The sequence below is a fragment of the Falsiroseomonas selenitidurans genome (assembly GCF_012103215.1).
In the GTDB taxonomy this organism is placed as follows: Bacteria; Pseudomonadota; Alphaproteobacteria; order Acetobacterales; family Acetobacteraceae; genus Falsiroseomonas; species Falsiroseomonas selenitidurans.
This window is the reverse complement of record NZ_JAAVNE010000006.1, coordinates 72,090-86,452: the sequence shown is the minus strand read 5'-3', so window position 1 is coordinate 86,452 and position 14,363 is coordinate 72,090. Positions and strand designations below refer to the sequence as shown.

Here is a 14,363-nt window from a genome sequence, read left to right as displayed (position 1 = left end):
CATGCTCCACCGTCTGGCCGGCCTGCGTATCGCCTCGCGCATCCACCTGACGACGCTGGTGGCCCTGCTCGGGCTGTTGGCCCTGGGTGGGCTCCGGATCGTCGAGACCAACACCGCGCTCAAGGCGGACCGGGTGGCGCTGATCCGCGGCGTGGTGGAATCGGCCAGCGGCATCATCGCGCGCTATGCGGCGGAGGAGCAGGCCGGGCGGCTTTCGCGCGAAGCCGCCCAGGGCCACGCGCAGGAAGCCCTGCGCGGCCTGCGCTATCGCGGCGAGGAATATGTCTGGATCAACGACATGACGCCGCGCCTCGTCATGCACCCCTTCCGTCCCGACCTGGAAGGCAGGGAGGTGGGTGCGCTGCGCGACCCGAACGGCCTGCCGATCTTCCAGGCCTTCGTCGAGACGGTGCGTCGGCAGGGCCGTGGCGTCGTTCCCTACCTGTGGCCGCGCCCGGGGGCCGGTCAGGGCCAGGCGGTACCGGTGGAGAAGCTGTCCTTCGTCCAGGGCTTCGCGCCCTGGGGCTGGGTGATCGGCTCCGGCCTGTACATCGACGATCTCCGCGCCGCGCAGCGGGCGCAGGTGTTCTCGGTGGCCGGGGAAACCCTGCTGGCGGCGCTGGCGGTGGCGTTGTTCGCCTTCCTGGTGGCGCGCAGCATCGTCAGGCCGCTGGGGCAGGTGACGAAGGCGACGGAGGCGATCGCCGCCGGTGAGCTGGAAACGCCGGTCCCCGGCATTGCGCGCCGCGACGAGCTGGGCGTGCTGGCCCGCGGGCTGGAGCGTTTCCGCGCCGACGGGCTGGAGAAGCGGCGCCTGGAGGCGGCCGCGGCAGCAACCCGTGCAGCCGGCCTCCGGCGGCAGGCAGCCATGGACCGGCATACCGAGGAATTCGGCGTCTCCATCAGTGGCGTCATGGCGACGCTGGGCAGTTCAGCCGATTCGATGCGTGCGGCGGCCGTCGACATGGCCCAGGCCATGGCCCGCACCCGGGAAGGCGCCGACGCCACCGCGACCGGCGCGGCGGAAAGCGTGGGCAACCTCTCCTCCGTCGCGGCAGCGACCGAGGAAATGACCCACACGGTGGGCGAGATCGCCGGCCAGGTGGCACGCGCCGCTGCCATGGCCAGTGAAGCCGACAGCCGCGCCCGCGCCACGGATGCCACGGTGCGCAGCCTGACCCAGGCGGCGGGCGAGATCGGCGAGGTGGTGCGGCTGATCAACGGGATCGCCCAGCAGACCAACCTGCTGGCGCTGAACGCCACCATCGAGGCCGCGCGCGCGGGGGAGGCCGGCAAGGGCTTCGCGGTGGTGGCCGGCGAGGTGAAGCAACTGGCGGCGCAGACCGCGCAGGCGACCGAGCAGATCGGCGCGCAGATCGCCGGGATGCAGGCGGCAACCGGCGAGGCCGTCGGCGCCGTCAGCGCGGTCGGCGAGGCGATCGCCCGGGTCAGCGAGGTGACCACCGCGATCGCCGCCGCGGTCGAACAGCAGGGCGCCACGACACGGGAGATCGCAACCAGCGTCCACAAGGTGGCGCAGCAGACCGAAAGTGCTGGCCGGGCGATGCATGGCGTCAGCGCCACCGTGCAGGGCGCGGATGGCACCGCGCAGAAGGTGCTGGTCGCGGCGACGGAGGTCTCGCGCGTCGCCGGTGACCTGCGGGCGGAGGTGGACGGCTTCCTGGCCGCGCTGAACAACGATAGCGGTGACCGCCGCCAGTATGAACGCCAATCCGGCAACGGCGCGCGCGTCATCCTGCGCCAGCCCGGCCGGCCGGAGGTGGTGGCGGAATTGCGCGACCTGTCGCGCAGCGGCGCCGCCCTGGCCTGCAGCCTGGACCTGCCGGCCGGCGCGCCGCTGGAGGTGGTGCTGCCCGGGATTGGAACCCTCCATGCCGGGCAGGGCATGGCGGCCCGCGTGGTGCGCGCCGCCGACGGCCTGCTGGCCGTGACCTTCCGGCAGGACGAGGCCGCGCGGCGCCGCATCGACGCGGCGATGGAGGCCCTGGCCTCCGCCCGCCACGCCGCATGAAGCCCCTCAACAGGCGCCGCCGGCTGGGGTAAAGGGCTTCGGACCAGAACGAAGCACGAATCAATCCCCATGCCGGACGACATCAAGCCGCCGCCCCCGGGCCACCCCGACGATGGCGGCAACATGCGGGAGACCGGGCTGGCGGCGGCGCTGTCCGAGCGCTACCTGGCCTATGCCCTGTCCACCATCGTCAGCCGATCCCTGCCGGATGTGCGGGATGGGCTGAAGCCGGTGCACCGGCGGCTTCTGTATGCCATGCACCAGCTGAAGCTGGACCCCGCCGCTGGCTTCAAGAAATGCGCCCGCATCGTCGGCGACGTGATGGGCAAGTACCATCCGCATGGCGACAGCAGCATCTACGAGGCGCTGGTCCGCCAGGCGCAGGATTTCGCCGCGCGCTACCCGCTGGTTGAGGGCCAGGGCAATTTCGGCAATATCGACGGCGATAACGCCGCGGCCATGCGCTACACGGAGGCCCGCCTCACCGAGGTCGCCCAGGCGCTGCTGGAAGGCATCGAGGAGAATGCGGTCGATTTCCGCGCCACCTATGACGGCGAGGAAAAGGAACCGCTGGTGCTGCCGGCCGCCTTCCCGAACCTGCTGGCCAATGGCGCGGCTGGGATCGCGGTGGGCATGGCCACCTCCATCCCGCCGCACAATGCCGGGGAATTGTGCGGCGCGGCGCTGGCGCTGATCGCCAACCCTGGGGCCGGCATCGACGAATTGCTGGCGCATGTGCAGGGCCCGGATTTCCCGACCGGCGGGCTGCTGGTGGAAAGCCCCGAATCCATGCGGGAAGCCTACGCCACCGGCCGCGGCGGCTTCCGCCTGCGCGCGCGCTGGAGCGTGGAGCCGCTGAAGAACGGCACCTGGCAGGTCGTCGTCTCCGAGATTCCCTACCAGGTGCAGAAATCCCGGCTGATCGAGCAGATCGCGCAGCTGATGGAGGAGAAGAAGCTGCCGCTGCTGGGCGATGTGCGGGACGAATCCACCGACATCGTGCGCCTGGTGCTGGAGCCGAAGACGCGCGCGGTGGATGCGAAGACGCTGATGGAGACGCTGTTCCGCAACACCCAGCTGGAAACCCGCTTCCCGCTGAACCTGAACGTGCTGGACGCCGACCGCACGCCGCGCGTGATGGGGCTGAAGCATGTGCTGCGCTGCTGGCTGGACCACCGCCAGGTGGTGCTGGTGCGGCGGTCGGAACACCGGCTGGCGACCATCGCGCGGCGGCTGGAAATCCTCGACGGCTACCTGATCGTCTACCTGAACCTGGACGAGGTGATCCGCATCGTGCGGGAGGAAGACAAGCCCAAGGAAGCGCTGATGGCGGCCTTCGGCCTGACCGATGTGCAGGCCAACGCCATCCTCGACATGCGGCTGCGCGCGCTGCGCCGGCTGGAGGAGATGGAGATCCGCAAGGAGCACAAGAAGCTCAGCGCGGAACAGAAGAAGCTGCAGGGCCTGCTGGGCAGCGAGGCGAAGCGCTGGGCCGCGATCGCCGAGGAGATCGCCGCGACGCGGGAGAAATTCGGCAGCGGGCCCCTCGGCAACCGCCGCACCACCCTCGGCACGGTGGAAGCGGTGGCGGCGGTGGACGAGACCGCCTTCATCGAGCGCGAGCCGATCACCATCATCCTGTCGGAGAAGGGCTGGATCCGCGCCCAGAAGGGCCATTTGGCCGAAACCGCGGAACTGCGCTTCAAGGAAGGCGACAGCCTGAAGCAGGCGCTGCACGCCGAGACCACGGACCGCATCGTGCTGGTGGCGACCAATGGCAAGGCCTTCACCGTGCGGGCGGAGGCCATCCCGCGTGGCCGCGGCGACGGCCAGCCGGTGCGGTTGCTGCTGGACCTCGGCAATGGCGACGATGTGGTGACCTTCTTCGTCCACCGCGAAGGCCGCCGCTTCCTGCTGGCCGCCACCGACGGCAAGGGCTTCGTGGTGAAGGGCGAGGACCTGCTGGCGGAAAAGCGCACCGGCAAGCAGGTGCTGGTGGTGGAGGCGGCGGTGGAGGCCCTGCTGTGCATCCCGACCCAGGGCGAGAAGGGGGAGGGCGACAGCGTGGCGACCATCGGCAGCAACAACCGCCTGCTGGTCTTCCCGCTGTCCCAGGTGCCGGAAATGGCGCGCGGCCGCGGCGTGCAGCTGATGCAGTTGAAGGACGGCGCGACGCTGAACGACGCCAAGGTATTTTCGGCCAGGGAGGGCCTGGCCTGGCGCTATGGCGGCGGGGTGAAGGTGGAGACCGACCTGCGGACCTGGAGCGGCCAGCGCGCCGGCGCCGGCCGCATGCCGCCGGAGCGTTTCCCGAAATCGCGGAAATTCGGGGTCTGAAAGGGGCTTTGGCGGCAGGCCCGGCTTTTGCTTAGTCTTGGGGCATGATCGCCAACGCCATCGCCTTCCTCCTCAACGGGCGGCCTGTTTCGCTGCCGCCCGGCACCTCCCCCACCACCCCGCTGCTGGACTGGCTGCGCGGCCCGGCCGGGCTGACCGGCACCAAGGAGGGCTGCGCGGAGGGCGATTGCGGCGCCTGCACCGTGGTGCTGGAAGCCGCCGATGGTGGGCGCATCCCGGTGAATGCCTGCCTGACGCTGCTCGGCCAGGTGCATGGCGCGGCGATCCGCACCGTGGAGGGGCTGCGCGGGGCGGATGGCACGCCGCACCCGATCCAGCGCGCCATGGCGGAAAGCGACGGCACGCAATGCGGCTTCTGCACGCCCGGCATCGTGATGGCCGCCTGGGCGCAGGCCCGCCAGGGCGGCGAGGTGCATGAGGCGCTCGCGGGCAATCTATGCCGCTGCACCGGCTACCGCCCCATCCTCGACGTCTTCGCCACCCTGGCGGACGACGCCGCGCCGCCGCCCGCGCTGCCCGAACCCGGCCCCGCGCGGTTCGAGGCGCCGGGCCAGGTGTTCCACCGCCCGGCCACGCTGGCGGACCTGCTGGCGTTGCGCGCGGCGCATCCCGGGGCCTGGCTGCTGGCCGGCGGCACCGATCTCGGCCTGCGCGTCTCCGACCATCGGGAGGTGCCGGCGGCGATCATCTGCCTGCTCGGTGTGCCGGAACTGCACGGGCTGCGGGCGACGCCGGAGGCGCTGGTGGTCGGTGCCGCCACCCCCTATGCGCGGCTGCTGGAGGCCTGCCGGGTGGAAGCGGGCTTCGGGCCGCTGGCCTCGCTGCTGGCGCGGCTCGGCTCGCGGCAGATCCGCGGGCTGGGGACGCTGGGCGGCAATCTCGGCACCGCGTCGCCGATCGGCGATGCGCTGCCGCCGCTGCTGGCGCTGGGGGCCTCGGTGGAGCTGGCCTCGCTTCACGGGCGGCGGCGGTTGGAGGTGGCGGATTTCCTCACCGGCTATCGCCGCAACGCCCTGGCGGCGGATGAGGTGGTGGTCTCGATCACCCTGCCGCGCCCGGCGCCGGGCGATACCCTGGCCTGCGAGAAGATCTCCAAGCGGCACGACCAGGATATCGCGACGGTCGGCGCCGCCTTGTGGCTGCGGCCGGAAGGCGGGCGGGTGGCGGCGGCGCGGCTGGCCTTCGGCGGCGTTGGCGCCACGGTGTTGCGGGCCGGTCGGGCGGAGGCCGCGCTGCTCGGCCGGGCGCTGGATCCGGAGAGCGTGGAAGCGGCGGGGGCGGCGCTGGCCGAGGACATCGCGCCGCTGTCGGATTGGCGGGGCAGCGCGGAATACCGGCTGCTGGTGGCGCAGGGCCTGCTGCGGCGCCTGCTGCTGCGCGCCACGTGCCCGGACCTGCCGGCCGATATCGCCGCCTATGCGGAGTCCCGATGATGGACGGCCTGCCCCGCTCCGGCCCCGGCGCCGCGCTGCGCCATGACAGCGCCCTGAAGCACACCACCGGGGAGGCACGCTTCGCCGACGACCTGGCGGAGGCCGCCGGCACGCTGCATGCGGCGCTGGCGCTGTCCGCCATCCCGCATGGCACGCTGCGTGCCCTGGATCTGACGGCGGCGCGGGCCATGCCGGGCGTCGTTGCCGTGCTCGGCCCGGCCGACATCCCCGGCGCCAATGATGTCGGCCCGGCGGGGGAGGTGGAGCCGCTCTTCGCGGACGGGCTGGTGCAGTTCGCCGGCCAGCCGCTGGCCCTGGTGGTGGCCGCGACGCGCGACCAGGCGATCCGCGCCGCCGCCGCCATCACCGCGGAGATCGCACCGCTGGAGCCGGTGCTGAGCATCGAGCGGGCGCTGGAACTCGGCCAGCATGTGGTGGCGCCGCAGACCCTGGCGCGGGGCGATGCGGAGGCCGCCATTGCCGCCGCGCCGCACCGGATGGAGGCGGAATTCCGCGCCGGCGGGCAGGAGCATTTCTACCTGGAAGGCCAGGTGGCGCTGGCAACCCCGGGCGAGGATGGGGAGATGACCATCATCTGCTCCACCCAGCACCCGTCGGAGGCGCAGCATGTGGTCGCCCGCGTGCTCGGCCATGCCTGCCACCGCGTGACGGTCACCTGCCGCCGCATGGGCGGCGGCTTCGGTGGCAAGGAGAGCAATGCGAGCTGGGTCGCCGCGGCCGCCGCCCTGGCGGCGCAGGCCACGGGCAGGCCCGTGAAGCTGCGGCTGTCGCGGCGGGCGGACATGATCGCCACCGGCAAGCGCCACCCCTTCCTGTATCGCTGGACGGCGGGGTTCGACGACCAGGGAAGGGTGCTGGGGCTGCGCGCCTTGCTCGCCGCCGATGGCGGCTGGTCGCTCGACATGTCCGGCGGCGTCGTGTTCCGCAGCATCACCCATGCGCTGAATTGCTGCGACGTGGCCGATGTGGCGATCACCGGCTGCGCCGTGCGCACCAACACCGTCTCCCACACCGCCTTCCGCGGCTTCGGCGGGCCGCAGGGGGCGCTGCTGATGGAGGATGTGGTGCACCGCATCGCCGCCGCCTGCGGCCTGCCGCCGGAGGAGGTGCGGGCGCGCAATTTCCTCGGCGCGCCGGGCAAGGGCGATGAAACGCCCTACGGCCAGAAGGTGGAAGGCGACCTGATCGCCCGCGTCTGGGCGGAAGCGCGGCGCGACAGCGACTGGGACCGGCGGCGCGGCGAGATCGCCGCCTTCAACGCCAGCCACCCGACGCTGCGGCGCGGCCTCGGCTCCATGGTGCTGGCCTTCGGCATCTCCTTCGGCGTCATGCACCTGAACCAGGCCGGCGCGCTGGTGCATGTGTATGCGGACGGCTCCATCCGGCTGAACCATGGCGGGACGGAGATGGGGCAGGGGCTGTTCGTGAAGGTGGCGCAGCTGGTCTCCGCCGTCTTCGGCGTGGCGCTCGGCCGCGTGGCCATCACCGCGACCAGCACGGCGGAGGTGCCGAACACCGCCCCCACCGCGGCCAGCACCGGCAGCGACCTGAATGGCTGGGCCGCGCACAACGCCGCGACCACGATCCGGGACCGCATGGCGGCGGTGGCCGCGCGGCGCTTCGGCATCGCGCCCGAGCAGGTGGTGTTCGCCGAGGACCGCGCCTGGGCCGGGGCCGTCGGCGGCAACCTGTTCCTCGATTTCGGCGAACTGGCAAAACTGTGCTTCCTGGAGCGCGTCAGCCTTTCCGCCACCGGCTTCTACCGCACGCCGGACATCCACTGGGACCGCGCGACCATGCGCGGCAATCCCTTCTTCTACTTCTCCTACGGCGCCGCGGTGTCCGAGGTGATCGTCGACACGCTGACCGGCGAGCACCGGTGCCTGGCCACCGACATCGTGCAGGATTGCGGCAACAGCCTGAACCCGGCGGTGGATCGCGGCCAGATCGAGGGCGCCTTCGTCCAGGGCCTGGGCTGGTTGACCTGCGAGGAATTGTGGTGGGACGCGCAGGGGCGGCTGCGCACGGTGGGGCCTTCCACCTACAAGATCCCCGGCTCCCGCGACGTGCCGCCGCACTTCAAGGTGCGCCTGCTGGAAGGCGCGCCGGCGCGGTCCGAGACCATCTTCCGCTCCAAGGCGGTGGGGGAGCCGCCGCTGCTGCTGGCGATCAGCGTGGCCAATGCGCTGAAGGACGCCATCGGGGTCCCGGCGCTGGACCTGCCGGCGACGCCGGAGCGGGTGCTGATGGCGCTACGCGGCGATGGGGGAAAAATCGCCCAGGATTGAGGTGATCCACAGCCGGATCTTCCCCTATCATGGCGCAAAGCCGGGGGAGACGATCATGGCCAGCGCCACCATCCGCGCCTTTTTTGACGAGCCGACCAACACCGTTTCCTACCTGGTCTGGGACCCCGCCACGAAGCGCGGCGCCGTGGTGGACCCGGTGCTGGATTGGGACAACCGCAGCGGGGACGCCGATACCGCCTCCGCCCAGGCGCTGCTGGACGCGGCGAAGGCGGAGGGGGTGACGCTGGACTGGGTACTGGAAACCCATGTGCATGCCGACCACCTGACCGCCGCGCCCTGGATCAAGCAGCACAGCGGCGCGCGGATCGGTATCGGTGCCGGGGTGAAGCGGGTGCAGACCATCTTCCGCCCGGTCTTCGGGCTGGACGACATGGCCCCCGAGGGCGGCGACTTCGACCACCTGTTCGAGGATGGGGAACGCTTCCGCCTCGGCACGCTGGCGGTGGAGGTGCTGCACGTGCCCGGCCACACGCCGGCCTGCGCCGCCTACAGGATTGCGGACGATGTCTTCGTCGGCGACACGCTGTTCATGCACGACTACGGCACGGCGCGCGCGGATTTCCCCGGCGGCGATGCGCGCACCCTGTACCGTTCCATCCGGCGCCTGCTGGACCTGCCGCCGGCCACGCGCCTGTGGATGTGCCACGACTACAAGGCGCCGGGGCGGGATCGCTTCGCCTGGCAATCCACCGTCGCCGAGCAGCGCGCCCACAACCCGCATGTGAAGGACGGCCAGGGGGAGGAGGATTTCGTCGCCTTCCGCACCGCCCGCGACGCGCAACTGGCCGCGCCGGCGCTGCTGCTGCCCTCCATCCAGGTGAACATCCGCGCCGGCCGCTTCCCGGCGGCGGAGGCCAATGGCGTGCGCTACCTGAAGATCCCGGTGAAGCCGAAATCCGCCGAGGCCGCCGCCGGCTTGTCCTGACCGCGCCCGCCCCGCATCCTGGCCGGGATCGGGGGAGGGGATTGGGGCAATGCAACTCGGCATGGTCGGGCTTGGCCGCATGGGCGGCAACCTGGTGCGGCGGCTGATGCAGGCCGGCATCGGCTGCGTCGTCTGGGACCGGGACCCCGCGGTGGTACAGGCCCTGGCGGCGGAAGGCGCCACGCCGGCCAAGGACCTGGAAGACCTGGTCGCCCAGCTGGCCGAGCCCCGCGCCGTCTGGGTGATGCTGCCGGCGGGCGAGGCGACGGAGGAGGCGATCGGCCAGCTCAGCCAGCTTCTGGCGCCGGGCGACGTCGCCATCGATGGCGGCAACGGGATGTGGAAGGACGCCATCCGCCGGGCGGCGGCGCTGCGCGAGGTCGGCATCGACATGCTGGATATCGGCACCTCCGGCGGCGTCTGGGGGCTGGCGCGCGGCTATTGCCTGATGATCGGCGGGCCGGCGGAGCCGGTGGCGCGGCTGGATTCGGTGTTCAAGGCGCTGGCCCCGGGCGAGGCCGCCGCCGCCCCAACCCCCGGCCGCAGCGCGGAAGCCGACCCGCGCCCGCCGCAGGGCTACATCCATTGCGGGGCCAATGGCGCCGGACATTTCACGAAAATGGTCCACAACGCCGTGGAATACGGGATGATGCAGGCGATGGCGGAGGGGCTGGAGCTGCTGCGCCAGCAGGGCAGCGAGGCGGTGGCGCCGGAATTGCGCCTCGACCTTGATGTGCCGGACATCACGGAGGCCTGGCGCCGCGGCTCCGTCGTCGCCTCCTGGCTGCTCGACCTCACTGCGCAGGCGCTGGCGGCGGATGGGGAGCTTTCCGGCTATTCCGGCCGGGTCGGCGACAGCGGGGAGGGGCGCTGGGCGGTGCAGGCGGCGATCGAGGCGGCGGTGCCGGCGCCCGTGCTCTCCGCCGCGCTCTATTCCCGCTTCCGCTCGCGGCAGGACTCCCCCTTCGCGGATCGCTCGCTGTCCGCCATGCGCAACGCCTTCGGCGGGCATCTGGAGCCGAAATGAGCCACCTGGTCCTGCTGATGGGCGTCTCGGGGGCCGGCAAATCCACCGTCGGGCCGCTGATCGCGGAGGGACTCGGCCTGCGCTTCGACGATGCCGATGCCTTCCACCCGCCGGCCAATGTCGCGAAGATGAGCCGGGGCGAGCCGCTGGACGATGCCGACCGCGCGCCCTGGCTGGATGCCATCGGCGCGCATCTGGCCGCGCATCGCGGCATCGGCTGCGTCGTCACCTGCTCTGCCTTGAAGCGTGCCTACCGGGACCGGCTGCGCGCGGCGGCGCCGGACCTGCGGCTGGTGTTCCTGCAGGGCGACCAGGCGCTGGTGGCGGCGCGGCAGGCCGCCCGGCAGGGGCATTTCATGCCGGCCAGCCTGGTGGCCAGCCAGTTCGCCACGCTGGAACCGCCGGCGCCGGAGGAAGGCGCCATCGTGCTCGACGTCGCGGCCAGCCCGCAGGCGCTGGCGGCGGGGGCGATTGCCACATTGGGTATTTGACGGCGGCCCCAGGGCCGCCCGAGGCTGCGCGCTTCCCGGCGGAGGGCGCGCCATGCGCATCCTGATCCTTGACGGCCATCCGGACCCCGACCCGGCGCGGCTGGTCCATGCCCTGGCCGATGCCTATGCGGCCGGCGCCACCGCGGCCGGGCATGAGGTGGCGCGGCTGGATGTGGCACGGCTCGACCTGCCGCCGCTGCGCAGCGCCGCGGCCTGGGAGGCAGAGCCCGCCGCGGCGGTGGCCGCGGTGCAGGCCGCCTTCACCGCGGCGCAGCATGTCGTCATCCTCTACCCGCTCTGGCTCGGGGACATCCCGGCGGCGCTGAAGGCGTTGTTCGAGCAGGTGATGCGGCCGGGCTTCGCCATTCCTCGCGGCGCCCGCGGGCTGGATGCCGGGCTGCTGCGTGGGCGCTCCGCCCGGGTGGTGGTGACGATGGGGATGCCTGCGCTGCTCTACCGCCTGTTCTTCCGCGCCCACAGCCTGCGCAGCCTGGAGCGCAACCTGCTGCGCTTCGTCGGGCTGAAGCCGGTGCGCTGGACGCTGCTCGGCAATGTGGCGGGCGCCGATGCGGCGAAGCGCGCGGGATGGCTGGAGCGGCTGCGCCGGCTGGGTGCCGAGGCCGCCTGATCAGCCGGCGAAATCCGCGCGCCTGGGCCCGCCAACGCGCCGCAGCAGCGCCACCCAGGCCGCGAACCCCTCCGGGATCGCGGATTCGCGCCAGTTCTCGTCCGGCGCGTGGAAATCCTCATCCGCCGTGGCGAAGGAGAACATGACGGTGTGCAGCCCGAGCACGCGCTGCACGATATCGGACAGCGGCAGCGTCGCCCCCATGCGGACGCGCAGCGGCGCGCGGCCGGTGGTGGCTTCCAGCGCCGCTTCCGCCGCCAGCAGCAGCGGGTGGCGGCCTGGCACCTCCGTCGCGCGGCTGCCATCGCGATGCGTGGTGATCTCCAGCGCCACGCCGGGCGGGCAGTGCCGGCGCAGATGCGCGGCGACGGCGGCGACCACGCGGGCCGGGTCCTGGCCGGGGACCAGGCGCATGGACAGCTTCGCCTGCGCCAGGTTCGGGATGACGGTCTTGCCGCCGGGGCCGGTATAGCCGCCCCACAGCCCGTTCACCTCCAGCGTCGGCCGCAGCCAGAGCCGTTCCAGGAATTGCGCCGTGGTCAGGCCGCTGGGCGGCGCGCCGATGGCGGCGTCATGCGCCGCCACATCGAACGGAATCCGGGCCAGGTCCGCGCGCGTCGCCGCATCGGGCAGGGCTGCGCCATCGGCGAAGCCGGCCACGGCGATCTCGCCGCTCGAATCCCGCAGCGAGGCCAGGAGCTGCGCCAGGGCCTGCGCCGCATTCGCCACCACGCCGCCATAGCGGCCGGAATGCAGATCCTTCCCCGCGCTGCGCACCGAAAGCTCCAGCGCCGCCACGCCGCGCGTCGCAATGGTCATCGTCGGCAGGTCGGCCCGCCAGCGCGCGCCATCGGCGGAGAGCACGGCATCGGCGGCGAACAGCGCCCGGTTGGCCTCCAGGATCCTGCCCAGCGTGGCGGAGCCGACCTCCTCCTCCCCCTCCAGCAGGATGGTCACGTTGCAGGGCAGGCGGCCTTCCACCGCCAGGAAGGCGCCCAGCGTCTCGATCGCCAGCAGGGAAGGGCCCTTGTCGTCGGACACGCCGCGGCCGTGCAGGCGGCCATGGCGCGGGGTGAGGGCGAAGGGCGGGGAGGTCCAGGCCGCCACCGGGTCCGCCGGCTGCACGTCGTAATGGCCATAGACCAGCAGCGTCGGCGCCGCTGAGCCCGCGCCGTGCCAATGGGCGGTGACGGCCGGGTGGCCGCCCGCTGCCACTTCCCGCACCCCGCGGAACCCGAGCGCGGCGAGGCGGGCGCACCACCAGCCCCGCGCCTCCGCCATGCCGGGGGCATAGGCGGGGTCGGTGGAGACGGAGGGGCAGGCGACCAGCGCCGCCAGCCGCGCGACGAAGGCCGTGCGATCGGCCAGAAGATGCGCCAGGACCGGGTCGCTCATGCGCCGATCGCCATGAAGGTCTCCGCCGATTGCGCTCGGCTGCCGGCCTCGATCTCCGCGATCAGGGCGCAGACCCGGGTGGTGACCGGCACGGGGATGCCCTTCTCCGCCGCCAGCCCGGGCACCAGGCCGATCTGCGCCTCCGCTTCCGTCTTGCGGCGGCGCACGGCGAGGTCGCGCCAGATGCCGGAATGGGTCTTGGCGCCGATGGCGTTGAAGTCCCGCAGCCAGTCGACAACGGCCTTGCCTTCCGCGTCCGGCACGCCCGGGGCGAAGGCCATCGGATGAAAATCGCCGAAGCCGCGCGGCGTCACCCCATGCGCCAGCGCGGTGGCGACCACCTCCCGCCCCAGCGCCAGCCAGACCGGCAGGCGCGCGGGATCGCCAAAGTTGGCGCTCATGCTGTCATTGTTCAGCGCGGTGGCGAACAGCATGGCGCCATAGGCCATCTTGCCCCAGAGGTAGGACCAGATGTCGTCGGTGAGGATCGCATCCGGCTCGAAATCCCGGCAGAGCGCGAACATCGCTTCCGTCCGCGGCCGCGTCACGCCGTCCAGCTCGCCGATCACGAGCGCGCTGCGGTTGCCGAACAGGATCTCGCCCGGGCCGTGCCAGTCGGCGCCGAAATTGACGAAGCAGCCCATCACACGGTCGGCGCCGAAGGCGCGCGACAGGGCGATCTCGTTCAGCCCGTTCTGGGCGGAGAAGACGAAGCCGTCGGGGGCCAGGTGCGGCGCCAGCATGGGGATCGCCGCCGCGGTGGCCTGCGCCTTCACGGCGAGGACGATGCGGGCATAGGTGCCGGTCAGCTCCGCCGGCGTGACCGCCGGGATCACCTGCGTGAAGTCGGAGACCGGGCCGGTGATGCGCAGGCCGGTGGTGCGGCAGGCCTCGACATGCGCGGCGACGGTATCGACCAGCAGCACCGCATGCCCCGCCCGGGCCCAATGGGCGCCGAGCGTGCCGCCGATGGCGCCGGCCCCCCAGATGACTATCGGCTCTGCCATGGTCCCTCCAAGGCCTCGCGGGTTTCGGCCACGCCGGTGTCCCAGATGGCCTGCATGGTTGCGTCGTCGATCTGCCAGGGGCCGCCGAAGGCGCCGTCGCCCAGAATTTTTCGCACCTCCGCCGGGCCGCTGGCCTTCATCCGCGCCAGGTCCGGCATGGGCTTGCGACCCTCCGGCGCGGGCGCATGGGGCAGGCGGGTCCAGGGGTAGTTCTCGAACCAATTGCCATGGCTGGCGGAAGCATCCGCCGCCATCGCCGCTTCCCAGGTGCGGGGCGCGTTGTACCAATTGTGGAATTTCAGGCTCAGGCCGGGGGTTTCCGCCATCATCTCCTGCAGCAGCGCCGCAACCGGGGCGTTGCCGCCATGCCCGTTCACCACCATCACGCGCCGGAAGCCCACGCGCGTGACGCTGGTAAGCAGGTCCCGCATCACCGCCAGCAGCGTCTCGACGCGCAGGGAGATGCTGCCGGGGAACTGGGAAAAATAGGGTGCCAGGCCGAAAGGCATCACCGGAAACACCGGCACGCCGAGCGGCGCCGCCGCTTCCCGCGCCACGCGTTCCGCCAGGATCGCGTCGGTGGCCAGCGACAATTGCGCATGCTGTTCGGTGGAACCCAGCGGCAGCACGCAACGGTCGTCGAGGCGCAGCCGCGCCTCGATATCCTGCCAGTTATGCTCGGCGATGTTCATCAGCGGCGCACCGACTTCAGACCTGCGCGCCATGCGGCGCTCCGG

The 14,363-nt window shown here is 72.2% G+C and carries 11 protein-coding genes; 8 read left to right on the top strand and 3 right to left on the bottom strand.

Annotated features, from left to right (window positions below; genetic code table 11):
* The first annotated feature begins 1 nt into the window (after position 1).
* The 8 genes from HEQ75_RS05735 to HEQ75_RS05700 all read left to right on the top strand — a co-directional run bounded on the left by HEQ75_RS05735 (position 2) and on the right by HEQ75_RS05700 (position 11,224).
* Complete coding sequence (locus tag HEQ75_RS05735) at positions 2-2,032, top strand: cache domain-containing protein (RefSeq protein WP_168028056.1); 2,031 nt, start codon at positions 2-4, stop codon at positions 2,030-2,032.
* A 69-nt stretch (positions 2,033-2,101) separates the two neighbouring features.
* Positions 2,102-4,369, top strand: coding sequence for a DNA topoisomerase IV subunit A (gene parC, locus HEQ75_RS05730; RefSeq protein WP_168028054.1), 2,268 nt, complete (start codon positions 2,102-2,104; stop codon positions 4,367-4,369).
* 44 nt (positions 4,370-4,413) lie between these two features.
* Complete coding sequence (locus HEQ75_RS05725) at positions 4,414-5,823, top strand: xanthine dehydrogenase small subunit (RefSeq protein WP_209318365.1); 1,410 nt, start codon at positions 4,414-4,416, stop codon at positions 5,821-5,823.
* The gene (xdhB, locus tag HEQ75_RS05720) at positions 5,823-8,132 is read left to right on the top strand and encodes a xanthine dehydrogenase molybdopterin binding subunit (RefSeq protein WP_235961318.1); all 2,310 of its coding nucleotides are present in this window, start codon (positions 5,823-5,825) and stop codon (positions 8,130-8,132) included. Before HEQ75_RS05725 ends, xdhB begins: the two co-directional genes overlap by 1 nt.
* 1 nt (position 8,133) lies before the next feature.
* A complete protein-coding gene (locus HEQ75_RS05715; RefSeq protein ID WP_328733419.1) occupies positions 8,134-9,078 on the top strand; it encodes an MBL fold metallo-hydrolase in 945 nt (314 codons plus the stop codon).
* A gap of 49 nt (positions 9,079-9,127) precedes the next feature.
* Positions 9,128-10,105 (top strand): phosphogluconate dehydrogenase (NAD(+)-dependent, decarboxylating), encoded by a 978-nt coding sequence (gene gnd, locus HEQ75_RS05710; protein WP_168028050.1) that lies wholly within the window; start codon positions 9,128-9,130, stop codon positions 10,103-10,105.
* Positions 10,102-10,596, top strand: a complete 495-nt coding sequence (locus tag HEQ75_RS05705; RefSeq protein WP_168028048.1) for a gluconokinase — start codon at positions 10,102-10,104, stop codon at positions 10,594-10,596. The genes gnd and HEQ75_RS05705 overlap by 4 nt, the downstream gene beginning before the upstream one ends.
* Positions 10,597-10,648: 52 nt before the next feature.
* Entirely contained in the window at positions 10,649-11,224 is a 576-nt protein-coding gene (locus HEQ75_RS05700; protein ID WP_168028046.1) for an NAD(P)H-dependent oxidoreductase, read from the top strand.
* Here the strand turns inward: HEQ75_RS05700 and HEQ75_RS05695 are convergent, their stop codons facing one another.
* Genes HEQ75_RS05695 through HEQ75_RS05685 form a run of 3 tightly spaced genes read right to left on the bottom strand, consistent with a single transcriptional unit; the run spans position 11,225 to position 14,351 of the window.
* Entirely contained in the window at positions 11,225-12,619 is a 1,395-nt protein-coding gene (locus HEQ75_RS05695) for a M20/M25/M40 family metallo-hydrolase (RefSeq protein WP_168028044.1), read from the bottom strand.
* Complete coding sequence (locus HEQ75_RS05690) at positions 12,616-13,626, bottom strand: ketopantoate reductase family protein (RefSeq protein ID WP_168028042.1); 1,011 nt, start codon at positions 13,624-13,626, stop codon at positions 12,616-12,618. The genes HEQ75_RS05695 and HEQ75_RS05690 overlap by 4 nt, the downstream gene beginning before the upstream one ends.
* Complete coding sequence (locus tag HEQ75_RS05685; RefSeq protein ID WP_235961316.1) at positions 13,611-14,351, bottom strand: creatininase family protein; 741 nt, start codon at positions 14,349-14,351, stop codon at positions 13,611-13,613. Before HEQ75_RS05685 ends, HEQ75_RS05690 begins: the two co-directional genes overlap by 16 nt.
* Positions 14,352-14,363: the final 12 nt, after the last annotated feature.